Origin of the sequence: Prevotella sp. LCP21S3_D2 (assembly GCF_052118345.1) — a bacterium.
Taxonomy (GTDB): Bacteria; Bacteroidota; Bacteroidia; order Bacteroidales; family Bacteroidaceae; genus Prevotella.
On the sequence record NZ_JBQKHJ010000003.1, the window covers coordinates 124,614 to 149,574 of the forward strand.

Sequence of the window (24,961 nt, forward strand, 5' to 3'; positions counted from 1 at the left end):
AATGAAGAAAATAACAACATTTATCGCAACAATCATGATGGTATCTGCCCTGCAGGCAGCCGAGAAATTGGATTTGAAGTCAATTACTTCCGGCGCATTTAATCCTGCTTATGTATCAGGTATCAACCCTATTGAGGGCACCGACTTGTATGCTAATATCAGCAGTAATGGCAAGCAGGTGGTAAGTTATTCATTCAAGACTGGTAAGCAGGTAGCTGTATTGCTCGATCTGGATGCTTCCAATGCTCCTTTCAATTATATCGACGGCTACGTGATGAGCCCAGACAGCAAGAAAATCCTGGTGATGACAAACCGAAAGGCGGTATATCGCCGTTCTTTCAAGGCTGAATATTTCATTTATGACGTGGCTGCCAAGAGTTTTAAGAAACTCTCAGAAGGTGCTGAACAGCAGGTAGCTACATGGTCGCCTGATTCACGCCATATCGCTTTCGTCAAGGATAACAACATCTTTATCTCGGATGGAGAGAAGGAAGTTCAGGTTACCAAGGACGGTAAGTTTAACGAGGTAATCAATGGTATTCCTGATTGGGTTTACGAAGAGGAGTTTGCCTTCAACCGTGCTTTTGCATGGAATGCTGACGGTACTTCTATCGGATGGATCCGCTTTGATGAGAGCCATGTGAAGACTTATTCCCTGCAGCTCTTCGAGGGCAGTCATCCTACCAACAGTCAGTATCATGTCTATCCTGGTGAGTATTCCTACAAGTATCCTAAGGCTGGTCAGGACAATTCCAAGGTGAGTCTCTGGAGCTATAATCTGAAGAGCGGTAAGGTGATTTCGCTCGATGTTCCTGTTGATTCAGACGGCTATTATCCACGTATCAAGACATCTCCTGATGCCAACAGTCTGATTGTCTACACCATGAACCGTCATCAGGACGATATGCGTCTCTATTCCGTGAATCCTTTCACAGGCAAGAGTAAGCAGCTGATTAAGGAAAGCGTGCCTAAGTTTGTCAAGGAAGAAGTGGTAGAGAACAGTATTGTGGGCAAGAAGAATATTCTGCTTCCTAGCGACCGCGATGGATATATGCACCTCTATCTCTATGATATGAACGGTAAGCTGATTCGTCAGGTAGAGAAGGGTAACTACGATGTAACCAGTATCTATGGTATGAACGAGAAGACTGGCGATGTCTATTTCCAGGCAGCCAAGTTGAACGCTCACGACCGTCAGGTTTATGTGGCTCATAAGAATGGCAAGGTTGAGCGCCTCACTGATGCAGAGGGTTCCAATGCCGCTATCTTCTCTGGTGATTACCGTTACTTCGTGAACACATGGAGCTCTTATGCCCATCCTTATGTCTTCACGGTTCGCAGCAACAAGGGTAAGGTCATCAAGATGTTGGAAGATAACAAGAAACTCCTCGAAAAGACCAAGCAGTATAACTGGGGTAAGCGTGAGACTTTCTCTTTCACCACTTCCGAGGGCGTGAAGCTCGATGGATGGATGGTTAAGCCTGTAGATTTTGATGCCAGCAAGAAGTATCCTGTTATCCTCTTCCAGTATTCTGGTCCGGGCAGTCAGCAGGTTCTTGATGCTTGGAGCACCGGCAGCATGGGTAGCGGTGGCGCCTTCGATTATTACCTGGCTCAGGAGGGCTTCATCGTAGCATGTGTTGACGGTCGTGGTACCGGTGGCCGTGGTGCTGAATTTGAAAAGTGTACTTATCTCCGTTTGGGTGATCTGGAGTCAAAGGACCAGGTTGAGACAGCTCTCTATATGGGCAGTCTGCCATACGTAGACAAGGATAATATCGGTATCTGGGGTTGGAGTTATGGTGGTTTCAATACCTTGATGAGTATGAGTGAAGGTCGTCCTGTATTCAAGGCTGGTGTGGCTGTAGCGCCTCCTACCTGTTACCGTTACTATGACAGTGTTTATACCGAGCGTTATATGCGCACTCCTCAGGAGAATGAGGATGGCTATAAGGTGAATCCGATAGAGCGTGCTGCCCAGCAGCATGGAGCCTTGTTGATTTGTCATGGTCTGGCAGATGATAATGTTCATCCACAGAATACCTTCGAGTATGCCGAGTCATTGGTTCAGGCAGACAAGGACTTCAAGGAAATCTGGTATACCAACCGTAACCATGGTATCTCTGGTGGCAATACCCGCAATCATCTGTTGCGCCAGATTTGCAATTGGTTTAAGCAGCATATGCAGAAGTAAGCGCGCCTCGAATGGGGTAAAACAAAATAGCCCAGGGTAAAGAACCCTGGGCCTTTCATTTTCCTATATTGTTATTATTATTTCTTTTCTTTCTGCATTTTCTTCTGCATTTTCTTTTCCAGTTTTGCCTCAGCTTTGGCTTTCTTCAGTTCAGCATTAGCCTGTTTGATTTTCTGCTTCTGCTTCTTCATGTCAGCCTTGTGCTTCTTAGCTTCAGCCTTTGCCTGCAGCTTTTCTGCCTTGATTTCAGCCTTGGTCTTAGGCTCTTCAAAGGAAGTAGGGGCAATACCTACGAAATGGAAATTCTCCTTTTCGATGGTCTTAACCAACCATGGAGTAGGTAGATCCTTTGGCTTCTCACCGCTCTTCAGGCGCTGAGCCTTTGGCTTGCGAGTATATTTACTGTAAAGTTTCAGCCATTTCTTCTCCGCTTTCTTCTTGTTGATGTCATAGATGACAGCGCAGGTTCTGTATCCAGCACCCTGCTGCTCCAGATAGTCTCTCAACTGGAAAGAATAGTTGTCTCTGCTTACCAGGAAATTTGCTCTTCCTACGAAGTAGGCTGAGTCTACTTGTTGAACTCCAGTAATGTATACTGTAGAATCATTGAATGATGATGCGAAACCGAAGATATATGCGGTTTTCGGATCATTTTTTGCAGCGTTGGCCATGGACGAAAACCCCACAGCCATTACCATTGCTGCTAAAGCTAATTTTCTAATATTCATTTTCATATTCCTATTTCAGATGCTGTCTTCTATAGGATTCAGCCTTTCTCATGCTTATCCCAAGTAAGATTTCAGCAGTTTATTTTTCGTATTATGACGTATTCGGCGAATGGCCTTCTCCTTGATTTGGCGCACGCGCTCTCGGGTCAGGTTATATTTTACGCCTATTTCTTCCAGTGTCAGTTCGGGTTCACCGATACCAAAGAAGGCCTTTATGACTTTCTGCTCCCTATCACCGAGAAGCTTGATCATTCGCTCCACTTCCGTTCTGAGTGATTCCTTGACCAGCTCATTGTCCGTTGTAGGATAGTCTGGGTTTGTCATGGAGTCAACAATACTGCCTTCTTCGCCATTGACGAAAGGAGCATCCACGCTGACTTCGTGGCTGTTGGCATTCATGGCATCCGCAATCTTATCTTCCGGCATGTCGATGCGTTCAGCCATCTCGTTGATGCTAGGTTTGCGTTCGTATTCCTGTTCAAATTTATATGCTTCTTTCATGATTCTGGTTACGCTTCCCACCTGATTGAGGGGCAGGCGCACCAATCTGCTCTGCTCGGCGATAGCCTGCAGAATACTCTGTCTGATCCACCATACAGCATAAGAAATGAACTTAAAGCCACGGGTGTCATCAAATTTTTCGGCAGCCTTAATGAGACCAAGGTTACCTTCGTTGATAAGGTCTGGCAAACTCAAGCCCTGGTTTTGATATTGCTTAGCTACGGAAACCACGAATCTCAGATTAGCTTTGCATAGTCTTTCCAACGCTTTTTTATCACCTTTCCTTATTTTTTGAGCCAATTCTACTTCTTGTTCCGTAGTAAGAAGCTCTTCATGACCAATCTCTTGGAGATATTTTTCTAACGATGCGCTTTCACGATTCGTTATAGATTTTGTTATTTTAAGCTGTCTCATGGTAGAGTTTAATTTTATGTTATTGCAAAAGTACGCTTTTTGTTTGAAATAACAAAAAAAATAGCAGATATTTTTGAAAATACCTGCTATTTTGTCATTTTTTATCATTTCAGAAGAGGTAATTTCTTTTCTCTTCTCCTAAAAGCTGTTTGCAATATTTAGTCTTTCTGCAATGGAACTGCAAAGTATGCTTTCTTGCCTGTTGGCCAGATGCCCTGGATATAGAGCACAGGATCCTTGCTGGTTGAAGCACTCTTCACTGCCTTCTGCAGGTCGTCGAGTGAACTGATATTGCTGTCGTTGATGCGCTGGATGATGAATCCGCGTGAAATGCCGGCATCCTTCAGAGCACCGTTGCTCACCTTCATTATCTCTACGCCATACTTGATGTTGAGCTGATCCTTCATGCTCTGTGTGACAGGACGGAAGGTTCCACCGAGAACATCGAGGTCTGCGCTCTTGATGACTGAAGTATTGCCCTGGGCATTCTTCAAGGTAATGGTCTTGGTGATGGTCTTCTTGTTGCGCAGGTAGGTGATGCTCATCTTGTCGCCAGGACGCTTGCCGTTGAGAGCCTCCTGCAGCTCTGCCATCTTGGTTACCTTCTTGCCGTCTACCTTGGTGATGACATCGCCTTCCTTCAAGTCGGCAGCTGCACCGTTGCCGTCCTCGTCTACCTTGGCAATATATACACCCTCGTTGGTTCCGAGATCCACTTCCTTGCCATTCTCCTTCTGTGCATTGATGTAATTGAGGACATCGCTGCCCTGGATGCTCAGCATGACGCGCTGTACGCTGCCATACTTCTTGATATCATCAACCACCTTGTTCATGATAGAGGTTGGGATGGCAAAACCGTAACCTGCGTATGAACCGGTCTGGGAATAGAGCATGGCATTGATACCTACCAGTTCGCCCTTAGTGTTAACCAAAGCACCACCTGAGTTACCTGCGTTGATGGCAGCATCGGTCTGGATGAAGCTCTCCACGCCGTTGGCACCGAGTGTACGTGCCTTGGCAGAGATGATACCTGCTGTTACAGTATTGTTGAGGCCGAATGGATTGCCCACTGCTATAACCCACTCACCAACCTTTACGTTATCGCTGTTGGCGATAGGAAGAGTAGGGAGGTTCTTTCCTTCAATCTTGATCAGGGCAAGGTCGGTAGTCTTGTCGGTTCCGATGATGCGGGCAGAGAACTCACGGTTGTCGTTCAATGTTACTGTCAATTCGTCAGCACCTTCTACAACGTGGTTGTTGGTCACGATATAGCCGTCAGTACTGATGATGACACCCGAACCGGTAGCTTCGCGCTTAGGGGTCTGAACCTGCTGCTTGCGTGTGCCTCCCTGACCTGGATTTCCGAAGAAGCCGAATGGGTCGAAGAATCCTCCGAACGGATCGCTTTCAACTTCTACGGTCTTTACCTTAGAGTTCTGTACGTATTTGATATGTACCACGGCAGGCAGAGCCTTTTCTGCTGCGAATGTCAAGTCAACTGGCTGACCAGGAGTTGTTGCTGTAGCTGATGTTGCTGCGTTAACCTTCATGAATGAACCTGCAGAGAATGCGAGTGAACCTACGCACAATGCAGCGATTACGTAATTTGTTACTTTTTTCATATCTCTTATTTTTTTTTATTTTCTATTCTTTGTTTTAAGCAGTAGCTAAAAGTGTGCCAATCTGTTTCTGTGGCAATAGCTGTTGCTTTTCGGTTGCAAATATAGAGTCATTTTCTGATATACGTTCATTTCTGCTTCGTTTTTTATTCGGTTTTAACATTTAAAATTAACACTTTAACGGCTGTTAAACAAGGAATGCCCTATTTTTACAAATATTCAGTACTTCTGTAGTTTTTCTTACTTCTGCATACGAAATTAAAAAATAGAAATACCTTAATATTTGCAAATTAAAACCCGCAGAAATCTCTGTTTATTTGAGCTTCTTTCCCCTTCCTTCCGTTCTCTTTGTTCGAAAAGAGAGGCAAAAAAGGCAAAAGAGATATAAAAAATGGAGATAAATTTTCCTTTCTTCTTTTTTTTTCTTACCTTTGCATATCGAAAGCAGTGCTCCGGCTTGTCGCTGGCATTCCGTTATTGGCGTGCGAGAGGAAAGTCCGGGCAGCATAGGGCATCCCACTTCCGAAACTAGAAGCTATTGGTGACAGTAGGTGTCGGTAGAAGAAAATAACCGCCCGAAACTTATTCCGTAGCGGTGAAGCTTGCTTCATCGTGGTTTAGTGTCGGGTAAGGGTGAGAAGGTGGTGTAAGAGACCACCAGCTGGCGGGTAATCGTCAGGCTGTACCATCTGGGAGCTGTAAGCTCATGTATACCGCAGATTGAGGGCGGCTCGTCCGATTGTTCCTTCGGGAACTGCTGTGGAGGGTAGAGTGCTTGAGCCCAGGGGTGACTCTGGGACTAGATAAATGACAAGCGCCTGCATTTCTTTGTTCTCTTACCATTTATTGCAGGTACAGAACTCGGCTTATAGGGGCACTGCTTTCTTTATTTTAGTTCTTTTGCATCATTACCTGTTTATATCTGAAGGTGTAATACCTTATTATATAATAACAAGCATGATGTTGTATTTCAAACAATTTAAAACACAAACAAGATTATGGAACTCAAAGAACCGGAGAAGCAGATATTAGATGATTTTGAACACAAGGTGACTGGAAAGATTGACAAGTATGGCGATGAGCCTGATTTCCCTAAGTTGGAGAATTACGGCATCACCCGCATGGATCTTGACGATTACCTTTTTGATAAGCAGGCGATATTGGATATGGGTGGCTCCAAGCGTACCCAGCTCACTGTGGGTGGTTTCATCACCGTGATTCCTGTATTGATATTGTCATGTTTCCCTGATAAGTCGCCTATCTATGAGAATGGCAAGGCGCTTACCACCGTCATTGCCATCATCATCGGCTTGCTGCTGGCTTGCTTTGCCAAGTCGCTTCTCCAGATGATCATCCTTTTCCGTGTCAACAAGCACAAGGATGCAAAGATGGAAACTTACATCAAGGCTGTACTCTTCTACGAGCCGAAAGCATAGCCTTGTAAAAACTATAAATTGTTAATTAATAATTATAAATTAATATGACATTACCAGATTTTATGGATTACAAGGACAAGTTCACTCAGAGTGCATTTGTCGAGAAGATTTCGCATATCGCTAAGCGTGCGGGTGCCAAGATGGTATATGCCGCACTCATTCTGTATTATACATTGGAGAGCGATAAGGTGGCTTTTAAGGATAAGGCAATTATTATTGCAGCCTTGGGTTATCTGATTAGTCCGTTGGACGTGATTCCTGATGCCATTCCTATCGCTGGTTTGGGCGATGATCTGGCTGTATTGCTCTATGTGCTCCATAAGGTTTGGGGCGATGTTTCAGAGGATGCCAAGAAGAAAGCACAGGAAAAGCTTTCCAGATGGTTTGATGAGGATGAAATCCCTGCCATCGATGAGCTCTTCAAGGATAATCCAGAGGATACTCCGGTATAATAGGAAACTTCTCTTGCTAAATAATAAAAGCTCCATCTGCACATTGCAGATGGAGCTTTTATCGTAAGATAGTAAGTCTTGCGACTTACTATCCTTTTTTTCTATCTAGTTATTTATTGACCAACTGTTTTATGTTGATGATTTGACCTTAATCTCTCTTATGTATTCTATTTTATACGATACCCTGAGCCATCATAGCCTTAGCCACCTTCAGGAAGCCTGCTACGTTAGCACCCTTTACATAGTTGATGTAACCATCAGGCTCTGTACCATACTTCACGCAGTTAGCGTGGATATCGTTCATGATATCGTGGAGCTTGGCATCAACCTCCTCACGAGACCACTTCAAGCGCTCAGAGTTCTGGCTCATCTCAAGACCTGATACTGCAACACCACCAGCGTTGGCAGCCTTACCTGGAGAGTAGAGAATCTTAGCATCCTGGAATACCTTGATAGCCTCTGGAGTAGTTGGCATGTTAGCACCCTCGCTTACAGCGATAACGCCGTTGGCAACCAATGCCTTAGCAGCCTCCTCGTTGATTTCGTTCTGAGTAGCTGATGGGAGAGCGATGTCTGCCTTCTCAAACCAAGGTTTAGCACCCTCTACATACTTAACGCCGTATTTCTCAGCATATTCCTTGATACGTCCACGCTCTACGTTCTTGAGCTCCATGATGTAGTCGAGCTTCTCGCGGTCGATACCGTCTGGATCGTAGATGTAACCGTCAGAGTCAGAACATGTAACAGGCTTAGCACCCAACTGGAGCAACTTCTCCATGGTGTACTGAGCTACGTTACCAGAACCTGAAACCAAGACTGTCTTGCCCTTGATGTCGATGTTCTTTGTAGCGAGCATGTTGCAGAGGAAGTAAACGTTACCGTAACCTGTAGCCTCAGGACGGATGAGAGAACCACCGAACTCCTGACCCTTACCGGTCAAGACACCCTGGAACTGGTGAGTCAACTTCTTGTACATACCGAAGAGATAACCAACCTCACGGCCACCAACACCGATGTCTCCAGCAGGAACGTCCTCGTCTGGACCCATGTGACGGTAAAGCTCAGTCATGAAAGCCTGGCAGAAACGCATCACTTCGTTGTTGCTCTTGCCACGTGGAGAGAAGTCAGAACCACCCTTTGCACCACCCATAGGGAGAGTAGTAAGAGAGTTCTTGAAAGTCTGCTCGAAAGCAAGGAACTTCAGGATACCCAAGTTTACAGACTTGTGGAAGCGAAGACCTCCCTTGTAAGGGCCGATCACGTTGTTGTGCTGTATGCGGTAACCCATGTTAGTCTGAACGTTGCCCTTGTCGTCTACCCATGATACGCGGAACTCAATCACGCGATCTGGAATGCAAAGGCGCTCGATGAGGTTTGCCTTCTCAAACTCAGGGTGCTTGTTGTATTCTTCCTCGATAGTACCGAGAACCTGACTAACTGCCTGAATATACTCAGGCTCATTTGGGAATCTTCTTTGGAGATTCGCGATTACTTCAGATGCTTTCATAATCTTTTTATCTTTTATTGTGTTTAAATCTATTTTTCCTATTTCTGTTTGCAAAGATATAGTTTTTTCTTGGAATAACCAACAAAAAGAAAGAAAAAATAAAGAAAAAGTAGAAAAAAGTCACTTTTTTAACTTTTCGTAAAGGTTAATGTCGTATAATTGTGTACGTACACCTTATTATATATAGAAAAAACTGATATCATGAATAGGGAAAGAATGATATCTGGGATGGAAGATAAGAACAACAAAAAATCCCAATAAGCAGTTGCGAGCCATAGTCGTAATCGCCTATCGGGATTTCATTTTATTGTTGAATGTGATTTTGTATTTTACAGTGCTTCATCGTCCGGTCGCTGAAGGGCTGGCTGCTTTATCTTGGGAAGGTGCTTCTTCCTTCTGAGCCATGCTGCCTTTCGCTTCTCGTAGTCCTCGCGATGTCGCTCAAGAAAATTGTCTGCCATGTCGTCTGATTATTCTTCCTTAAACTTACTATAGATTACCTTGATCTTGATAGGGCTGTTCTGCTTCGTACCCTTCTGGAGGCGGGTAGAAGTAAGTGCCATATCATGATTGATCTTGGTGATTACAGTAGCGTTGTTCAGTGTGCTGGTTGTTACCGTTACCGGTACCAGTACCACCTTGTTCCAGTTAGGATGCTCTTTCGCCCAGTTGGCATTCTTCTTTTCGCCCTCAGCCTTGTTCTTGTACATCACAGAGATGAGGTTACTGATGTTGTTGAATGTAAAGGCATTGTTCACGGTAGAACCGGTCTTGCTGTAGCTGGCTGTATACGAGGTACGGTTGTCTGTAATCTTGTTCTTCTCGAAGAAACTGTTCAGACTATCTTTCTGTACCATCAGGATGGTAGAAGGCACATCAAACTGATATTTGTTGTTGTTATCAGTATTGTTGAGTCGTGGGAACGAGATGGTAGCTGTGTTGAGCGTATCTTTTTCATGTCCCTTCATGATTTCCTCTACAGGCAGGGTGACTTCGGTGAAGATTCCTGCAGGTGATTTGATGTAAGTGCACGACTCCTCAGCAGCCAACTGAGCCAGCTTGCTGGCATCATTGGTAATCTTGTTCAGCTGCAATACCTCCTCGGTTCCATCGAAACGATGATAGCCATGACCTACGGCTGTACTGTCTGTAACGCCATCAGAAGCCTTGATCTGCTTACTGCGGGTCCAATAGAACTGAAGCTCGGTGTTCCAGATGTTAGCCACGTTGCCTACACCGCCCACGCTCTTGATGTAGAAGCCTGGGCATACGTTGTGAATGAAGCGGTAGCTGGTCTCGAAATACTCAGGATGCTCATAATAGGTCTGCATGATGTAAGAACCGTAGTTCTTGTAGGTCTTGCCGTCCTTGGTATATGGCTTATTGAGATAAATCTTGAAGTAAGTTACATAATCGCTGAGCCGATAGGTGGCACTAGCCTGGAAATTGTCTTTGTTTACATATCCATCGGCAAAGGCATCAAAGTCTGAGAGATAGTTGGAACTCTCCGGCATCGCCTTGGTCATCTCGTAAGCTGTCACCTTCATAGGGGCGAGGGTATCGCCGTATGTGCTCTTGTAAGAGACGAGCAGGTAGCAGGAGTCTGCTTCTATTCTGCCACCGTTGGCATTCTGGATATACTGCAGGGTGTCGATGTCGAAATTAGGAAGTACGCCAAACTGGCTCATGTAATCGCCCGAAACGTATGTACCCGTCTCCGGGTCCTTTACTTTTCCTATCAAGCCGGAGTTGCTTCTGTTGAGCACCGGACCTGCAACTAGAGAATTGGTAGCAACATCGAAAACAGCGTTAGAGATGTTGATGTTGTCTACATTGTTAGTGATGCTACCACCGATGTTCTCGGTGGTGTCATCACATGCAGCGAAAGTTATCGCTGCTATCATCATAACCGTAAATAATCTAAGAATTTTCATTATCCTTGATAAATTGTATACTAATACCTAAACTTTATTCCTCGTCTGGGCATACCTCGTTGATGAGCTTGGCATATGGTTCAGCAAAGTCATCGCCAGGAAAACGGAGTAAAGGCTTGTTCTTGTCTTCTGCATACTTGATGAGCTCTGCATTGACGCCTTCTGCTGCTTCTACCACGCCGTCGCTGTAGTCGATGGCCATTTTGGCGAGTTCAACGAAGTTGAAGTTGTCACCATATTCTGTGAGCTTGTCTGGTGTAGCTTCGCGGTACTCCACGCACTGCTTGAAGTTGTGACCTAATGAGCCCTTCAGTTCGCTAGGGTAGATAGCACAAATCACCTTTGAATCAGCAAATGAAGGTTCTTCAGCATATGCAGTCTTGATATAGAAAGGAACCACTGCGCTTACCCATCCTTGGCAAACGATGACATCTGGCTGCCAGCGCAGCTTCTTGACTGTTTCCAGTACGCCACGTGCGAAGAAGATGGCACGCTCACCATTGTCTGTGTATTCCACGCCCTTCTCGTCGGTACTCATTTGTCGACGGTTGAAGTAGTCATCGTTATCTATGAAATAGATTTGCTGACGTGTTGTTGGTATAGATGCTACCTTGATGATCAGAGGGTGATCAGAATCATCAATGATAAGGTTCATACCAGACAGGCGGATCACCTCATGCAATTGTCCGCGACGCTCGTTGATTGTGCCCCATTTAGGCATAAATGTGCGAATCTCAAAACCTGCTTCCTGCATCTTCTGAGGTAGTTCGCGTCCCATGATAGACATGTGAGTCTCGGCTACGTATGGGTCGACCTCCTGATTGATAAATAGTACTTTCTTTGCCATAAAACTTAAATTTTATTCTTACGAATTACGTGCAAAGGTACAAAAAAAAATCCAAATATTGGCATTTTTTCTTTTAAAAAGGGGTTTTTCGACGATTATTCGCTTTTTTTTAGGTTTTTTCTTTCTTATTTCAGAAAAAAGTTGTTATTTTGCACCCCGAAACAGAATTAAGAAGATGAAAGTATTCAATAAGATTGTTGACCTCCAGAACGAACTCTTCGATCGTCGCAAGGAGGGAAAGGAAATCGGCCTCGTGCCAACTATGGGCGCTCTTCATGAGGGTCATGCCTCTTTGGTGAAGCGCAGTGTAAAGGAAAACGGTGTTACTGTGGTGTCTGTTTTCCTGAATCCTACTCAGTTTAATGACAAGGGTGATCTGGAACGTTATCCTCGCACTCTTGATGCCGACTGCAAGCTCATCGAGGCTTGTGGTGCTGACTATGTTTTTGCTCCTTCTGTAGAGGAGATGTATCCCACACCTGATACCCGCCACTTCGAGTTTCCTCCGGTTTCTACCGTGATGGAGGGTGCCAAGCGTCCAGGCCATTTCAATGGTGTTTGCCAGGTGGTAAGCCGCCTGTTCTATATCGTTCGTCCGACCCGTGCTTATTTCGGTGAGAAGGATTGGCAGCAGATTGCTGTCATCAAGCAGCTCGTGAAGTATATCAACAGCGATGTGAAGATTGTGGAGTGTCCTATCATCCGTGATGAGGATGGTTTGGCTAAGAGCAGCCGCAATACTTTGCTGGCTCCTGATGAGCGTGCCATTGCGCCAAACATCTATAAGGCTCTGAAGGAGAGTGTGGAGTATGCCAAGTCTCATACCGTACAGGAAACTCACGATAAGGTGGTTGCCGACATCAATGCTGTAGAGGGTCTGGAGGTAGAGTATTTCCAGATTGTGGATGGCGACAGCCTGCAGGATGTCGCTTCATGGGAGGATAGCGCCTATGTGGTAGGTTGCATCACCGTTTATTGCGGTAAGACTCCTATCCGTCTCATCGACCATATCAAGTATAAGGGATAATTCCTCGATAGATTTCTTTATTAAGTTTAATCCGTAACAGATCAAGTAATAACAGAACAATGCAGATAGAAGTATTGAAGAGTAAGCTCCATTGTGTGACCGTAACTGAGGCTAACCTGAATTATATGGGCAGCATCACCATCGATGAGGACTTGATGGACGCTGCTAATCTGATAGCAGGCGAGAAGGTTCAGATTGTAGACAACAACAATGGTGAGCGCTTGGAGACCTATATTATCAAGGGTGAGCGTGGCAGCGGTTGTATCTGCCTGAACGGTGCTGCAGCCCGCAAGGTGCAGGTGGGTGATACCGTCATCATCATCGCTTATGCCCTGATGGACTTTGAGGAGGCTAAGACCTTCAAGCCTACCGTGGTTTTCCCAAAAGAGGGAAACAAGGTTTAAATATCGTATGGATGATATAGTATCGTATAATGATTGGTTATCTCCTATGATGAGAAATGAATATGCGTTCCTGTGGATAGATGAATCCGTAGGAACGCATATTTGCTTTAAGTCTCTTTTGGAGTTGGTTTAAGTCTCTTTTGGAGTTGGTTTAAGTCTTACGTAACGTTTATCTAAGCCTTAAACCAACTCCAGAAGAGCCTTGTTTAGATTTCTGTTTATACCTTGTTTTTAGAGAAATGAGCCATCATGTATCTGCCGCCGAAACTCAACACCAATACGATGATGGTGAGTACCACGGCTGCAGCGTAGGCTCTGTTCTGAACATCCTCCTGCGGGGCGCTCAACTGGAAGAACACGCTCAGGGGGAGGGTGGCTGCCTGCTGGTTCAGTCCATGAGGAATATGATCGGAGAATCCTGCCGTAAACATCACTCCGGCACAATCGCCGATGGTTTCTATCCTCGTGGCACCCAGACTGTAGGATGAATCGAGTATCTCCTGCGGAATCGTCTTTGCCACTTCGTCCATCGAACGGATGAGTATCTATTGGCTCAATATCGGTTCCGACTTGATAAACAGTCCCACCGCCATGATGATTACCAGGAATATGGAGGCGATGGTCAAGAGAAACATCACCTGTCCTGCTATCTTATCCTTTGCTATTCTATAATCCATACTCGTATTTTATAATGTGGGGGATTGCAAATCCCCCGGTAAATAGGTCGAACCTTTTTTGACGCCGGATTTCAAATCCGGCGGAACGCCTGATGGAAGCCAGAATTTGCAATCCGCTTTATCCGTCGGATTCTTTCGTTTACCCCGTTAGGCGTTCCGACGGATTTGCAAATCTCGTGCAAATGAGAGCAATTCAAGCTCGCTTGATAATTGCCGAATGCAGCCGAGATTCTCTAAGAGAAATCCGTCGTTAAAAAACGTCTTAACCTCTTTATTTTGCGGATTTGCAATCCGCCCTTATTCTTCACTTAATAAGTCCCGCTCCCACGGTCTCGTTTGTATCCGGGTCGATGAAGATGAGACTGCCTGTTACCTTATTCTCCGTCTATTTATCGAATACCAATGGGTTGGCGGTGTGGATGGTGATTTCGGCAATATCGTTCATCTTCAATTCCGATACACCCTCTTCCTTCTCCAAGGTGTTGATGTTGCGGCGATAGTTGATGCTGCGAATCAAGCCCTGAGTTTCGAAGGTTGCCTGACGGATTACGTATTTGTTTCTTACGGCAGCTGGGCGCTCATTGAACCTGCATACATCCAGCGTGATATCCTGTTCGATGCCAGGCTGCTTCTCATCTGCCTTCACGAGGGTGTCGCCACGCGAAATGTCGATATCATCGTTCAGCGTCAGGGTAACGCTCATTGGGGCATACGCCTCCGCCAGGTGTTCCTCTACGAAGTCGATGCTCTTCACGGTGCTCTCCGTGCCCGATGGCAATACTCTGATCTTATCGCCGGACGGATGATGCCGCCGCTCACTCTGCCCGCATAACCTCGGTAGTCAGGGAACTGGCTGCTGATAGGACGAATTACATCATACCAAGGAGTCTTATCGCTTTTGTTCACCACATTGTCGCCATCCTTGGCGCTGATAGGGATAAACACCACGTTCTTGATATCCAATGCCTCCTACATCTTCTTGTAGTCGGCAACAATCTTGTCGTATACATCTTTACTGAAATCAACCAGGTCCATCTTGTTGATAGCCACCAGGATATGTGGTATGCCGAGCAACGATAAACTTGCGTTTCGGTGTGGCGAAATAGCGGTAAGCCACATCGATTGTGATGCCCTGTTCGCTTTTCTGGGTGCAAAGGTACTGCGATTTCCCCACTTGGACAATACCACATGGGGTGTAAAAAGACTACCATACAGGAGTAAAGAACATACCATACATTTGGTATAAGGCTGCCAAACGTATGGTATGTATGATGGATAAGGATGTGTATCCTATATATAATAAGGTGTAATTACGGATAGATCTCGATATGGCTGCTGCCGGAGTTGCCATTCTTGATAATCCTTATCTGGGTGGTGATGCGCTCGCTCATCGTGTCGGTATGACTGATGACGCCCACCTTCTTGCCTTGCGAACTTTGCAGCATGGCGAGGGAGTCGATGACCGTGGCTAGGGTATCGGGGTCGAGGGTTCCGAAGCCTTCGTCGATGAACAGGTTCTCGAAGGAGATGTTGCGGGAAGACAACGCCGACAAGCCCAGGGCGAGACCCAGACTCACGATGAAGGTTTCGCCACCTGATAGGGAGGTGGTGTCTCGGATATCGTCGGCACGGTCGTGGTCGATGACTCTGATGCCCAGCGAATGCTTTACCTGCTGCAGTTCGTAACGGCTGTTGAACTTTCTGATTTCCTGGTTGGCGTGCGCTATCAGGAAACTGAGCGTATAGCATTGGGCTATCTTGCGCAGCGTCTTGCCGTCTGCTCCGATGGCATCCGCAATGGCTGTCCAGTCGTCCTTTTCCTGTGTTACGAGATTCAGAGCCTCAGCCTTGTCACCCAACCGCTTCACGGCTTCCTGATGGTTCTGCATCTTGGCGTTGGCAGCAATCAGTTCGTTGCGCTGGCTTCTCTCCAGATACTCCTGCTGAATGGCTAGGAGAGCATCACGGCTTTGGGCAGGCTGATGTTCCAAATGCTGCTGATGCGCCTTTTCTGCACTCTGGTAAAGAGCGGTAGTTGAAGCCACGGCTTTCTCCTTTTCGTCCTTTTCCCGACGGATAGCATTCCAATCTTCGGCAGAGTGAAGCATCTCTCCGATGGTATTTCTGTCGATGAAGCGTGGTCTGATGCCTCTTTCCTCGATGCCTTTTTCTTTAGAATCAGTCTCTTCGGAGTCTTTTCCTTCGATGCTCTTTTCTTCAAGCTGTTTGTTATATTCCTCAATCCAAAGGTCGAGTTTCTTTTCCTTCGCCAGCAGATTCTCTTTCATCGTCTTGTTCTGAGACAGCATGGTTTGATGCGAACCTTTACTGTTGGCGAGTTCCGCCTTCAGTTTGTTAATGTTCTCGTTCTGCTTATCTGCTGCTTTCGTAGCCTCATCCTTTGCTGCTGTCAGTCTTTGTTCTGCCGCATCAGGTTCTTCTCCATTCAGAATCTGCTTATATTTCTCCTGCCATTCCTCCATTTCCTTCTTGGCACTATTCCATGCCTGAAGGGCTTTCCCGTAAGCCTCCTCCTTGCTCTTCTGCTGTGAGATGAGGTTGGTGGTAAGTGCTTTTTGCTCAGCCAGTTTTGTTGCGCAGGTTGAAGTATTTTCCTGGACTTTGTTCTGTATAGTAGAAGCCTTGCTTTCATACGCAGCTTCATCCTTTACAGCCTTATCCTTGAGTTGGGTCAGCCGTTCTATCTCTTTCTGAATCTTGTTAAAGAGGCTCAGTTTGCTGCTCGCATCTTTCGCCTTGTTTTCATAGATAGGCAAGAGCGATTTCAGTTCTGTCTCTGCCTTTGGAATCTTTGGATACTGGGCGATGAGTGCCTTCCATTCCTCTTCGTAACTGGCGATTTCTCCCGACAGTTTTTCCTGTTGTTTCTGGAGCGTCTGTACTTCGCCGTCGTTCTGTTTTCTCTCGCCGGAAAGATCCTTCTCCTCTTTCTGCTGCAGTTTCAGCAGATTCTCCTTGATTTTCAGAAGTTGCGAGAGTTCCGTGGTGGCTTCCTCAAACTGTCTGTTGTCGGTATGATAAGGATGGGTCGTGCTGCCACAGAGCGGACAAGGTTTGCCTTCGGTCAGGTTGGCACGATGAATCTCCCATTTCTCGCTCACCATGAGGGTATAGGCATTTCTCAGCGTCAGGGTCTCTTGGGTCAGAGCCTCGATGGTCAACTTGCTCAGGGCTTCATCTATCTCCGCATTTCTCTTGCCCAAGAGCTGAATCCGCTCCTCATTCTTCTGCTTTTCTGTTGTGGCAGTATCGAGATGAGCCACAACCTTGATGGCTTGCTGGACATCCTGCAGTTTCCTGTCAGCTACAGTCTTGCTGTTCTGCAGTTCCTCTATGTTCTGTCCGGCAGTCTTATTTCTTTCCGTCTCCCAAGCCTGTTCTGCGGCTTGCGTCGCTTCGTGCAGAACCTGTTTCTGCTTGGCAATCTCTTCCTGTGTCGTTTTGAGAGCAAGGTTCGCTTTCTCCGTTTCTGCTTCCCATTTTTTGATGTTTCGGGCGTTTTCCTCCACGTCTTTCTGGGTAGATTGATTCTCTTTCTGAGTCAACTCCAATGCCTCTTTCTTTTCTTTCAGATTCGGCATAGCCGCTTCCATTTTGGTTTTCAGCGCCCTTGCTTCAGCGATGACCGGCAGGGTCATTTCCAGCTGTTCCTGTGCCTTGCCGACTGCTGCCTTCAGACTGGCGAGAGTTTTCTCGCTTTCGCTGATGGCAGACTCTTGGCTTTTGATGTTTCCTTCCGCTTTCAGGATGTTTTCTTCCTGTTCGTGGATGCTTTGCGTCTGTCGCTCTACTTCCTGCAGCTGGTTGACGGCAGGCTGTACTTCATCGTGCAACTGCAGACGGAGAATCTGGGCTTGCATCGCTTTAATGGCATCTGCTGCTTGCTCCATATCAGTCTGGCAGATAGCGATTTGTTTGGTTTGCTTATCGTTTTCCTCAAACCATTGCAGGTCTTTCGAGATGGCTTGCAACTGGCTGTCGAGTTCCTTCTCAGCCTTTTCCAGGTGGTCGATTTCCTCCTTCAGTTGGGCGAGTTCTTCATCGTTCAGCAGGTTCTGTTTTACGGCTTCCACCGATGCAGCCATCTTGTTGTAGGCATCCGTCGCCTGGTCTTTCGCCTTCTTGATTTCAGTAGCGATGTTCGTATAAGTTTCCTCGCATCCGATGAGTTTTTCCAGGAGTTCGTACCGCTCGTTTTCCTTCGCCGTCAGGAAGTTGGCAAACGAGCCTTGGGCGATGAGTACGGTACGGAGAAACTGGTCGTAGTCGAGTCCGATGATATTCGGCAGCTCGTTCCAGTCGGCAGCTTCCTCTGTTATCTCTTCGCCGTTTCTCGTGATTTTATAAAGCGCAGTCTTGGCGTTCTCGTAGCGCACTCTCTGGAATCTGACGTGCCATTCTGCGCGGTAGATGCTGCCGTTGTTGGCAAGGAAGGTGAGTTTGCTGTAGCCTTCCTTCTTGCCACGTGTCAGGATGTTTCTACTGTCGGTAGGAGCCAGACGGTTACTTTCGCTGGCATCGGCAGCTCCGAAAATCTCGATGTTCTGGTTCTTGTCGCCTTTCTTCCTGGGGTAGCGAGGGGCGCGGTTGTAGAGAGCCAGACAGATAGCGTCGAGTAGGGTAGACTTGCCACTTCCCGTCGGACCTACGATGCTGAAGATGGTACTTTCGCCTAAGGCACCTTCTTCAAAGTTGATGACCTCGCCTCCCTGTTTGTCAAGCGAAGCGAGGTTGAGTATTTCGAGTTGTAGGAATTTCATAATGATGATGTCGTTAATAAATCGGATAACATTTTCTCCTGTCTTTCGTTCATCGGAGCGTTGTGTCTGATGGTGAAGGCTTCCTTCAGCGTGTCGAGCGGAGGACGGTTGATAATGTCTTCTATGCTGGTGATGTGCTGGGAACCCTGGATGGTGGAGAGGTCCAGTTGCGGGATGATGCGCTGGATTTTGCAGAGCACGGCATCCTTTTCGTTGACGAGTTTCTCCAGTTCCTTGATGTCATCGCTGGTCAGTTTCTCCTGTTTCACCTTCAGCATCACGTAGTCGAAATGGTCGCTCAGTTCGCCGTCTCTTCTCTCCGAGAGTTCAAAATTGATGAGTTTCTGCCATTTCTTGAAGGTCAGCTCTTCCTCATCTTCGGGCAGGATGCGGAGGGAATGCTGAGGCTTGTATTCCAGAAAATCTACTTTCCATTCCTTGCTCTTGCCTTTGCAGTTTTCCTTTTCTTTCTCTACTTCTTCCTTCATTCCCTCTTCTTTCTTTTTCATTCCCTCTTCTTCTTCCTCCTTCGCTTCCATTTCCTCCTTTTCTCCCTTGTCACATCCGATGGTGATGAGGTCGATTCCGTGAGTGTAGTCTTTCTCGGCAAACGACATCGGGAGGATACTTCCCGTGTATCTTGCCCAGTCGGTGTTCCAGATATGTTGCCGTTTGTGGATGTGTCCGCAAGTCATATAGTCGGGATGGTCGTTCCATCCTTCCAGGTCCACTTCCTCCTGTCCGCCGATGATGATTTTCTCGCTCGCATCCTTCTTGGCGATATCCGAACCCTTGGCATACATGTGTGCCATCATGATGCACTTCCTGCCCGGATATTTCTTTCGAGCCTCAGCCGTCAGTTCTCTCAGAAAGTCGTTGACTCCCTGCGAGTAACTGGCATTCTGCACCACATCGCTTCTTAGGAAAGGTATGGCGAGGATGATGACTTCTTCTCCTTCCTCGTTGGTTACGGGGATGATGAGGTCATCGAAGGAATAGATCCAATGTCCGCCGGTTTTATCATCGTCCTCGCTTTCTCCCTGCTGCCAGATTTTCCTTACGTTTCCTCTTATTTCCACGTGGTATCGGGTGAGCAGCGGACGGGGAGCCTCCAGTCGGCTGGCTGAATCGTGGTTGCCGGCGGTAATGATGACCTGCATGTTAGGGCACAGTTGGGTCGCATCGGCAAGAAACTCGTAATAAACGGTCTGTGCCGCTGCCGATGGATTTCCGTTATCGAAGATGTCTCCTGCGATGAGGAGAGCATCGGGTTTTTGTCCAGCTATCTGCTCCAGGAGCCATTTCAGGAAATGCTTGTGTTCCGGCAGGCGGTCGTTGCCGTGAAACAGGTTGCCCAGGTGCCAGTCGCTGGTTGCTAATATCTTCATACTCATAAGAATGTCTAATCTTAATTCAAGTTTCGCAAGTGAGGGAATTAATTGAAGTTAAAGAAGTTATCACTCCCTACGGTCGTTCGGGAAGTTAAGAGACAATAGTCTTTTGGCGTAAAACGTAGGACATTTGTCCCTTAACTTCCCTCTAACTTCTCTAACTTCTCTAACTTCCCTTAACTTCCCCATATGTGAAAGTTCTGTCTTAGTCTTGCAATCCTTTAGCCTTTGGTTTGCAATCTGACTACAAAGTTAACACAATTATTTGGGATACGCAAAGAAATAAGCTCAAAAAACGAAGAATTATGGCCGGAAAAGTAAAGATATTCAGGAAAAGTCTTGTTTTATATCTGATAATGTTGTATCTTTGCAAGGTAGAAATCTTCGTTCATAAACATTGAATGTCCGTTCAGTGTCTTTGAACGGCGGTTCATAGACTTTGAATGTCGGTTCAATGTCTACGAACGGAGATTTCTCCTAGGATTAAATACTTTTCTTCCTAGGTTTGTGGTCTTTTCTTCTTAAGTATAACAATAAATACTATAGGGTGTAAAGGCTGTTGCAATAAGAAATACTAATAAACTAAAATAGGAAAGGAAACTGATATGGCTAAGTACAAATTGCAGGAAATGGGGGATATGCGCTATGATGGAAAGCGCAGAGTTTATCCCAAGATGGTGACCAACCGTACACTATCCCGAAAAGAGTTCGTCAAGATGATGCAGAACTACCATCGCGGTATTTCGGAAAGTACCACGGAGGCTGTATTGACCGATGTGGTTGATATGCTGACAGATATGCTCTCCATGGGTTACAATGTGAATCTGGAAGGTTTCGGCACCTTCTCCCTCTCCCTCGCTTTCGAGGATGAGAAGCCTAGGGAAATTCTGAATCCAGATGATAAGATGACGTACCGCAAGGTGGGAGTGAAAGACATCAACTTCAAGGCGTCTCCTGAGTTTATCAAGGATGTGAAGCGTGAAACCGACCGTGACCTGGAGCGTGATATGGGTGGTGTAAAGGTTATCCGTAAGCAGCTCTATTCCAGGGAAGAGCGCATCGCCCGAGCCCTGGAGATAATAGAGAAGAACGGAGTCCTCACCCTAGGCGATTATGCCTCCATCAACAACCTGAGCCGTACTGCTGCCTCTATGGAACTGAAGGAGCTGACAAATGACAAGACTTCGCCGATAGATTCACTAGGTCGTGGCAGCCATAAGGTTTGGGTAAAGAGGAAAGAATAAATGCAAATATCTCTCAGAATATTTGTTAGTTTCAATTCTTTTTCGTATTTTTGCGGTGTAATTTAAATGATAGTGTTATGACGACAATAACAAGGGAACATCTTGAAGATGAGGTACTCAAGTCGATTCAGAAGAAAGCGGAGTCGATTATGCCGAAAGATGCCAAGGTTATCCTTTTCGGGTCAAGGGCTAGAAGGGATGCTAAAGCAGATTCCGACTGGGACATCCTTGTGCTTCTGAACAAGGATAAGATAGATGAGCAGGATCATGATAATTACACCTATCCTCTTTGGGAATTGGGATGGCAAATCAATCAGATGATTCACCCGATAGTGTATTCGATGAAGGATTGGCAGAGCAAAAAGGGCAGTCCTTTTTATAATAATGTAGAAGAGGAAGGGGTGATGCTATGCTAGAGGGTCAACAACGTAGAGATCTTGTACACTACAGGATAGAAAAAGCTTATAAGAGTTTTGATGAGGCTAAGGGTGTGGCAAAATTGAAGTATTGGAATTTGACGGGAAATCGTTTGTATTATACTGTATTCCATATGGCTTCTGCTTTGTTACTTGACAAGGGCTTTACTGCAAAGACTCATGCCGGTGTAATACATTTAGTTGGAGAGAAATTTATTGCTACAGGTTTGTTGGATCGCACTTATGGAAAGTTGTTCTCTCGTCTATATGAACTTCGGCAGTCTGGTGATTATGATGATACCTTTGATGCTACAGAAGAAGAGGTCTTGCCGTATTTTGAGAAAGTAGAGAATTTTATCAAAGATATGGAAGCGTTGATTACTCATAAGTAAAACATGTGTAAATATTTAAAATGATAGTATTATGACGACAGATAGCCGTTATTTTGCGCAAAAAGCGATAAATGCCGCAAATGCATTGTGGGATGAGGGCTTGATAGATGAAAATACTATTGAGCAATGGAAGCATGAGCATATGAGAACGCCTTATTCTGAATAAATGTATCAAACTTAATAGTTTAATCGTATTATGAATGCAACATTACAAAAGAAAAAGTTACAATCAGAGTTAGATAAGGCTATTCTCAATGTAAAGGAGGGGAATGTCAAGAACTTCGATACATTGGAGGATATGATGAACTATCTGGAAGCTTAGATATGAGTATAAAATGCCTGGTTAAGAAGTAAATCATTGAACTTTTGCATGTGGTTCAAGCACGGGCTGAAGGCCCAAAAGCTCCTAGCCCAGGGCAACACCCTGGGTATTAAGACGTTGTCCCCCTGCGCCCTGTAAGGGCAAAAGCCTTGAATATATGCTACTTTATAACCAATTTTATTGGGATTTGCAAGAAACTTTCCGATTTTCTTGCAAATCCCAATTCTTTTTCGTACTTTTGCAGTTGTCTTGCCGTGGATGGCTGGCGATGAGTCGCTGGCTAAGTAAAAGTCCATGGCTTGGCCTATTTTAAATTGAAGACGTTTGCTTGACGTTTCTTCTGACCTGTAGAAACCTGGAAAATTTCAAATCATGTTCAGAATGAGACTGCGGTGGGCGTCTACCCACTGTGTATATACACATGGCATAGGTGTGCCCCTTCGACTGAGGGGGTACGCTCTGTGCTATCATATATATACCTGTTTGGCGTAGGCTTCTGTTGCTTCTTATCTTTGACATGAAAGGCTTTTCCAGGGCCGCTACAGGCAAGGATGGGGCTAAAGGTAATCAGATTCCTACGCCATCATTTTATAATAGCAATCCAGTTTCTAATAATCTTCTCTACTAAGGGAGTCGGTGGAGCACGGAAAAGGGGAGGAAGGTACACCGTTATGGCGAAGAAAATGGATTTGGGTGCTTTGCGCCAACAGATATTAGAACTTCAGATAGATAAGGAGTTAAAGCATGATTTGTTGGAGGTTATCAATGAGAAGAGGCATTATGGACTTGTATGGGAAGAAAGCTCAGAAGCGGCTTGGAACGACATGCAAGACCAACTTCCTGTTTTTGTTGAAGACGAAAGTAAACGTTTGGATTCTGCGCCAGAAGGTTCGCCTAATCATATATTGATAGAAGGTGATAACCTCAATGCTCTTGCTGCTCTTACTTATGCTTATGCAGGGAAGATTGATGTAATTTATATTGATCCTCCTTATAACACAGGTAATAAGGACTTTATCTACAATGACTCTTTTGTAGATAAAGATGATAGCTTTCGCCATTCCAAATGGTTGTCTTTTATGGATAGACGATTGAGAATCGCCAAGAAGTTGCTCTCGGAAAAGGGAGTAATGTTTATTTCAATTGATGAAAATGAAGAGGCGCAATTAAAAATGTTGTGTGATAAAATATATGGGGAAAATAATCATATAGCTACATTGCCAACAATTATGAACTTGAAAGGTAATCAAGACGAGTTTGGTTTTGCTGGTACTCATGAATATACACACGTTTATTGCTTGTCTCGTGAAAACTGCTCAATAGGTTATCTGCCTGTAGAAGATGAGGAACTTGATGATTGGTTAAGTGATGATAAAGGTTTTTATAAGAAAGGAGCAAATTTGAAAAGTACTGGAGTAAATGCACCGAAGGAAAAACGCCCTTATCTGTTTTATCCGATATTAGTAAATATTGAGACAAAAGTTGTTTCGACAATATCTAAAGATGAGTATGTGCGCATATATGACAAGGAATTAAAACTGCATGATGAAGTGTACTTGTCTCAACTTCAAGAAAAATATGAAAGTTTGGGATATACTTTTCTTTTGCCAATAACAGGTGGAAAAGGTATGTCTTGGCGTTGGGGATGGCAAAAAGTAAAAGAGGAAGCGGATGAGATAATTGTAAATATTAATGGCATTGATGTTAGTTTGTACAAAAAACAACGTCCGCAGTTGGGAGATTTGCCTTCAAAGAAACCAAAATCAGTATTTTATAGACCAGAGTATAGTAGTGGTAATGGAAAGGCTGAATTGGTTTCTGTATTAGGGGAGAATCTTTTTGGTTATCCTAAGCCGTTGAATTTGATAATCGATTTCTTAAGAATATCTGCTTTTAAAGACTCCACTATCCTCGACTTCTTCGCTGGCTCAGGCACCACTCTTCATGCAACGATGCAATTGAACTCAGAAGACGGAGGTCATCGCAAATGTATCTTAGTGACCAACAACGAGAATAACATCTGCGAAAAAGTAACCTACGAGCGAAACAAACGAGTCATTAATGGTTATACGAACCAGAAGGGTGAAGAAGTCCCTGGCTTGACTCGCAATAATCTTCGTTATTATAAGACGGAGTTTGTGCCTCGTGACCAAAGCAACTTCAAAAGTCGTCGAGCCTTGATGGCTTCTCTTGTTGACCTTCTCTGCATCAAGAACAATATCTATCAAGAGCAAGAAACATTTGGAGGCAAGAAATTTAAGAAGAACGTATTGCGCTATTTTAAGGATGAGGCTGGACAGATGCTTGTTGTCCTCGACGAGCGTGTAGTCAGTATTATCATTCCGATGATAGCTGAGGTTGCGACCAAGCAGAATCCTTTGAAGGTTTATGTTTATAGTGATGGCGCATACGCTTATGAGGACGAATTCCATAAAGTCATGCCTGTTATAGAACTGTGTGCCATGCCAGATGCTTTCTTGCAAGCTTTAGAAGGTGGAACGGATATTCTGCCAAAGCAAAAGTATAGTGAGGCTATGATGAAAGAGTTTCAGCAAAACGAGGCACTCGCCATGCAAAACGAGGAGGTTGTGAAAGAAGCTCTCAGCGATGACTATGATTATGTGCCAAAGGAGAAAGAAGATAATGTTACTAATGACATAATAGAATAAGGAGGT

Annotated in this window: 25 protein-coding genes and 1 other RNA gene; 12 read left to right on the forward strand and 14 right to left on the reverse strand. The window is 45.2% G+C overall.

The features are described from left to right. The first annotated feature begins 1 nt into the window (after position 1). Positions 2–2,194: a S9 family peptidase gene (locus tag ACTQ16_RS03800; RefSeq protein WP_294970874.1), complete on the forward strand. Its 2,193-nt coding sequence runs from the start codon at positions 2–4 to the stop codon at positions 2,192–2,194. A 77-nt stretch (positions 2,195–2,271) separates the two neighbouring features. Here the strand turns inward: ACTQ16_RS03800 and ACTQ16_RS03805 are convergent, their stop codons facing one another. The 3 genes from ACTQ16_RS03805 to ACTQ16_RS03815 form a co-directional block, all read right to left on the reverse strand. Continuing rightward, positions 2,272–2,928 (reverse strand): hypothetical protein, encoded by a 657-nt coding sequence (locus ACTQ16_RS03805; RefSeq protein ID WP_295346190.1) that lies wholly within the window; start codon positions 2,926–2,928, stop codon positions 2,272–2,274. A 48-nt stretch (positions 2,929–2,976) separates the two neighbouring features. Then, entirely contained in the window at positions 2,977–3,837 is an 861-nt protein-coding gene (locus ACTQ16_RS03810; protein WP_264950333.1) for a sigma-70 family RNA polymerase sigma factor, read from the reverse strand. A 158-nt stretch (positions 3,838–3,995) separates the two neighbouring features. Continuing rightward, the gene (locus ACTQ16_RS03815; protein WP_294970879.1) at positions 3,996–5,459 is read right to left on the reverse strand and encodes a trypsin-like peptidase domain-containing protein; all 1,464 of its coding nucleotides are present in this window, start codon (positions 5,457–5,459) and stop codon (positions 3,996–3,998) included. Positions 5,460–5,900: 441 nt separating this feature from the next. On the opposite strand from ACTQ16_RS03815, the gene rnpB reads away from it, so the two are divergent. The 3 genes from rnpB (at position 5,901) to ACTQ16_RS03830 (ending at position 7,344) form a co-directional block, all read left to right on the forward strand. Beyond that, positions 5,901–6,341: RNase P RNA component class A (gene rnpB / locus ACTQ16_RS03820), an RNA gene on the forward strand. Positions 6,342–6,454: 113 nt separating this feature from the next. Beyond that, the gene (locus tag ACTQ16_RS03825; RefSeq protein ID WP_295346194.1) at positions 6,455–6,892 is read left to right on the forward strand and encodes a hypothetical protein; all 438 of its coding nucleotides are present in this window, start codon (positions 6,455–6,457) and stop codon (positions 6,890–6,892) included. A 44-nt stretch (positions 6,893–6,936) separates the two neighbouring features. After that, the gene (locus ACTQ16_RS03830; protein ID WP_294970883.1) at positions 6,937–7,344 is read left to right on the forward strand and encodes a YkvA family protein; all 408 of its coding nucleotides are present in this window, start codon (positions 6,937–6,939) and stop codon (positions 7,342–7,344) included. A gap of 172 nt (positions 7,345–7,516) precedes the next feature. On the opposite strand, the gene ACTQ16_RS03835 is transcribed toward ACTQ16_RS03830, so the two are convergent. From ACTQ16_RS03835 to ACTQ16_RS03850, 4 genes are all read right to left on the reverse strand, one after another. Continuing rightward, positions 7,517–8,851 (reverse strand): NADP-specific glutamate dehydrogenase, encoded by a 1,335-nt coding sequence (locus ACTQ16_RS03835; RefSeq protein ID WP_294970885.1) that lies wholly within the window; start codon positions 8,849–8,851, stop codon positions 7,517–7,519. Between the two features lie 329 nt (positions 8,852–9,180). Then, positions 9,181–9,312, reverse strand: coding sequence for a dehydrogenase (locus tag ACTQ16_RS03840; RefSeq protein WP_153121841.1), 132 nt, complete (start codon positions 9,310–9,312; stop codon positions 9,181–9,183). Between the two features lie 9 nt (positions 9,313–9,321). Next, entirely contained in the window at positions 9,322–10,758 is a 1,437-nt protein-coding gene (locus tag ACTQ16_RS03845; RefSeq protein ID WP_294970887.1) for a DUF4270 domain-containing protein, read from the reverse strand. Positions 10,759–10,819: 61 nt separating this feature from the next. Beyond that, a complete protein-coding gene (locus ACTQ16_RS03850; protein WP_295348403.1) occupies positions 10,820–11,632 on the reverse strand; it encodes a glycogen/starch synthase in 813 nt (270 codons plus the stop codon). Between the two features lie 175 nt (positions 11,633–11,807). Between ACTQ16_RS03850 and panC the strand changes: the two genes are divergently transcribed. Next, the gene (gene panC / locus ACTQ16_RS03855; protein ID WP_217760165.1) at positions 11,808–12,659 is read left to right on the forward strand and encodes a pantoate--beta-alanine ligase; all 852 of its coding nucleotides are present in this window, start codon (positions 11,808–11,810) and stop codon (positions 12,657–12,659) included. 59 nt (positions 12,660–12,718) lie between these two features. After that, the gene (gene panD, locus ACTQ16_RS03860) at positions 12,719–13,063 is read left to right on the forward strand and encodes an aspartate 1-decarboxylase (RefSeq protein WP_117692769.1); all 345 of its coding nucleotides are present in this window, start codon (positions 12,719–12,721) and stop codon (positions 13,061–13,063) included. Between the two features lie 218 nt (positions 13,064–13,281). Here panD and ACTQ16_RS03865 read toward each other — a convergent pair whose 3' ends face one another. From ACTQ16_RS03865 to ACTQ16_RS03895, 7 genes are all read right to left on the reverse strand, one after another. Continuing rightward, a complete protein-coding gene (locus ACTQ16_RS03865; RefSeq protein WP_441936174.1) occupies positions 13,282–13,593 on the reverse strand; it encodes a hypothetical protein in 312 nt (103 codons plus the stop codon). Positions 13,594–13,608: 15 nt separating this feature from the next. Then, positions 13,609–13,740, reverse strand: a complete 132-nt coding sequence (locus ACTQ16_RS03870; protein WP_294970356.1) for a hypothetical protein — start codon at positions 13,738–13,740, stop codon at positions 13,609–13,611. Positions 13,741–14,125: 385 nt separating this feature from the next. Continuing rightward, the gene (locus ACTQ16_RS03875) at positions 14,126–14,518 is read right to left on the reverse strand and encodes an elongation factor 1-alpha C-terminal domain-related protein (protein WP_441936176.1); all 393 of its coding nucleotides are present in this window, start codon (positions 14,516–14,518) and stop codon (positions 14,126–14,128) included. Then, the gene (locus ACTQ16_RS03880; RefSeq protein WP_441936177.1) at positions 14,491–14,703 is read right to left on the reverse strand and encodes a hypothetical protein; all 213 of its coding nucleotides are present in this window, start codon (positions 14,701–14,703) and stop codon (positions 14,491–14,493) included. The genes ACTQ16_RS03875 and ACTQ16_RS03880 overlap by 28 nt, the downstream gene beginning before the upstream one ends. A 6-nt stretch (positions 14,704–14,709) precedes the next feature. Next, complete coding sequence (locus ACTQ16_RS03885; protein ID WP_441936179.1) at positions 14,710–14,973, reverse strand: hypothetical protein; 264 nt, start codon at positions 14,971–14,973, stop codon at positions 14,710–14,712. A gap of 77 nt (positions 14,974–15,050) precedes the next feature. Next, positions 15,051–18,521: an AAA family ATPase gene (locus ACTQ16_RS03890; protein WP_441936181.1), complete on the reverse strand. Its 3,471-nt coding sequence runs from the start codon at positions 18,519–18,521 to the stop codon at positions 15,051–15,053. Then, positions 18,518–19,909, reverse strand: coding sequence for an exonuclease SbcCD subunit D (locus ACTQ16_RS03895; RefSeq protein WP_441936183.1), 1,392 nt, complete (start codon positions 19,907–19,909; stop codon positions 18,518–18,520). The genes ACTQ16_RS03890 and ACTQ16_RS03895 overlap by 4 nt, the downstream gene beginning before the upstream one ends. Before the next feature lie 608 nt (positions 19,910–20,517). Between ACTQ16_RS03895 and ACTQ16_RS03900 the strand changes: the two genes are divergently transcribed. The 6 genes from ACTQ16_RS03900 to ACTQ16_RS03925 all read left to right on the forward strand — a co-directional run bounded on the left by ACTQ16_RS03900 (position 20,518) and on the right by ACTQ16_RS03925 (position 24,955). Beyond that, positions 20,518–21,156: an HU family DNA-binding protein gene (locus ACTQ16_RS03900; RefSeq protein ID WP_441936185.1), complete on the forward strand. Its 639-nt coding sequence runs from the start codon at positions 20,518–20,520 to the stop codon at positions 21,154–21,156. A 77-nt stretch (positions 21,157–21,233) separates the two neighbouring features. Next, positions 21,234–21,572 (forward strand): nucleotidyltransferase domain-containing protein, encoded by a 339-nt coding sequence (locus tag ACTQ16_RS03905; protein WP_118079100.1) that lies wholly within the window; start codon positions 21,234–21,236, stop codon positions 21,570–21,572. Further along, the gene (locus ACTQ16_RS03910; RefSeq protein ID WP_118079099.1) at positions 21,566–21,964 is read left to right on the forward strand and encodes a HEPN domain-containing protein; all 399 of its coding nucleotides are present in this window, start codon (positions 21,566–21,568) and stop codon (positions 21,962–21,964) included. Before ACTQ16_RS03905 ends, ACTQ16_RS03910 begins: the two co-directional genes overlap by 7 nt. A gap of 31 nt (positions 21,965–21,995) precedes the next feature. Next, the gene (locus ACTQ16_RS03915; protein ID WP_441936187.1) at positions 21,996–22,130 is read left to right on the forward strand and encodes a hypothetical protein; all 135 of its coding nucleotides are present in this window, start codon (positions 21,996–21,998) and stop codon (positions 22,128–22,130) included. Positions 22,131–22,160: 30 nt separating this feature from the next. After that, a complete protein-coding gene (locus ACTQ16_RS03920) occupies positions 22,161–22,286 on the forward strand; it encodes a hypothetical protein (protein WP_256614020.1) in 126 nt (41 codons plus the stop codon). Positions 22,287–22,957: 671 nt separating this feature from the next. Next, positions 22,958–24,955, forward strand: a complete 1,998-nt coding sequence (locus ACTQ16_RS03925; RefSeq protein WP_441936189.1) for a site-specific DNA-methyltransferase — start codon at positions 22,958–22,960, stop codon at positions 24,953–24,955. Positions 24,956–24,961: the final 6 nt, after the last annotated feature.

Excerpts from the sequence above, each read along its gene's own strand:
- ACTQ16_RS03800 (WP_294970874.1), top strand. The coding sequence starts at position 2 with ATGAAGAAAATAACAACATTTATCGCAACAATCATGATGGTATCTGCC.
- ACTQ16_RS03805 (WP_295346190.1), bottom strand. The coding sequence starts at position 2,928 with ATGAAAATGAATATTAGAAAATTAGCTTTAGCAGCAATGGTAATGGCT.
- ACTQ16_RS03810 (WP_264950333.1), bottom strand. The coding sequence starts at position 3,837 with ATGAGACAGCTTAAAATAACAAAATCTATAACGAATCGTGAAAGCGCA.
- ACTQ16_RS03815 (WP_294970879.1), bottom strand. The coding sequence starts at position 5,459 with ATGAAAAAAGTAACAAATTACGTAATCGCTGCATTGTGCGTAGGTTCA.
- ACTQ16_RS03825 (WP_295346194.1), top strand. The coding sequence starts at position 6,455 with ATGGAACTCAAAGAACCGGAGAAGCAGATATTAGATGATTTTGAACAC.
- ACTQ16_RS03830 (WP_294970883.1), top strand. The coding sequence starts at position 6,937 with ATGACATTACCAGATTTTATGGATTACAAGGACAAGTTCACTCAGAGT.
- ACTQ16_RS03835 (WP_294970885.1), bottom strand. The coding sequence starts at position 8,851 with ATGAAAGCATCTGAAGTAATCGCGAATCTCCAAAGAAGATTCCCAAAT.
- ACTQ16_RS03840 (WP_153121841.1), bottom strand. The coding sequence starts at position 9,312 with ATGGCAGACAATTTTCTTGAGCGACATCGCGAGGACTACGAGAAGCGA.
- ACTQ16_RS03845 (WP_294970887.1), bottom strand. The coding sequence starts at position 10,758 with ATGATGATAGCAGCGATAACTTTCGCTGCATGTGATGACACCACCGAG.
- ACTQ16_RS03850 (WP_295348403.1), bottom strand. The coding sequence starts at position 11,632 with ATGGCAAAGAAAGTACTATTTATCAATCAGGAGGTCGACCCATACGTA.
- panC (WP_217760165.1), top strand. The coding sequence starts at position 11,808 with ATGAAAGTATTCAATAAGATTGTTGACCTCCAGAACGAACTCTTCGAT.
- panD (WP_117692769.1), top strand. The coding sequence starts at position 12,719 with ATGCAGATAGAAGTATTGAAGAGTAAGCTCCATTGTGTGACCGTAACT.
- ACTQ16_RS03865 (WP_441936174.1), bottom strand. The coding sequence starts at position 13,593 with ATGGACGAAGTGGCAAAGACGATTCCGCAGGAGATACTCGATTCATCC.
- ACTQ16_RS03870 (WP_294970356.1), bottom strand. The coding sequence starts at position 13,740 with ATGGATTATAGAATAGCAAAGGATAAGATAGCAGGACAGGTGATGTTT.
- ACTQ16_RS03885 (WP_441936179.1), bottom strand. The coding sequence starts at position 14,973 with ATGGTATGTTCTTTACTCCTGTATGGTAGTCTTTTTACACCCCATGTG.
- ACTQ16_RS03890 (WP_441936181.1), bottom strand. The coding sequence starts at position 18,521 with ATGAAATTCCTACAACTCGAAATACTCAACCTCGCTTCGCTTGACAAA.
- ACTQ16_RS03895 (WP_441936183.1), bottom strand. The coding sequence starts at position 19,909 with ATGAAGATATTAGCAACCAGCGACTGGCACCTGGGCAACCTGTTTCAC.
- ACTQ16_RS03900 (WP_441936185.1), top strand. The coding sequence starts at position 20,518 with ATGGCTAAGTACAAATTGCAGGAAATGGGGGATATGCGCTATGATGGA.
- ACTQ16_RS03905 (WP_118079100.1), top strand. The coding sequence starts at position 21,234 with ATGACGACAATAACAAGGGAACATCTTGAAGATGAGGTACTCAAGTCG.
- ACTQ16_RS03910 (WP_118079099.1), top strand. The coding sequence starts at position 21,566 with ATGCTAGAGGGTCAACAACGTAGAGATCTTGTACACTACAGGATAGAA.
- ACTQ16_RS03915 (WP_441936187.1), top strand. The coding sequence starts at position 21,996 with ATGACGACAGATAGCCGTTATTTTGCGCAAAAAGCGATAAATGCCGCA.
- ACTQ16_RS03920 (WP_256614020.1), top strand. The coding sequence starts at position 22,161 with ATGAATGCAACATTACAAAAGAAAAAGTTACAATCAGAGTTAGATAAG.
- ACTQ16_RS03925 (WP_441936189.1), top strand. The coding sequence starts at position 22,958 with ATGGCGAAGAAAATGGATTTGGGTGCTTTGCGCCAACAGATATTAGAA.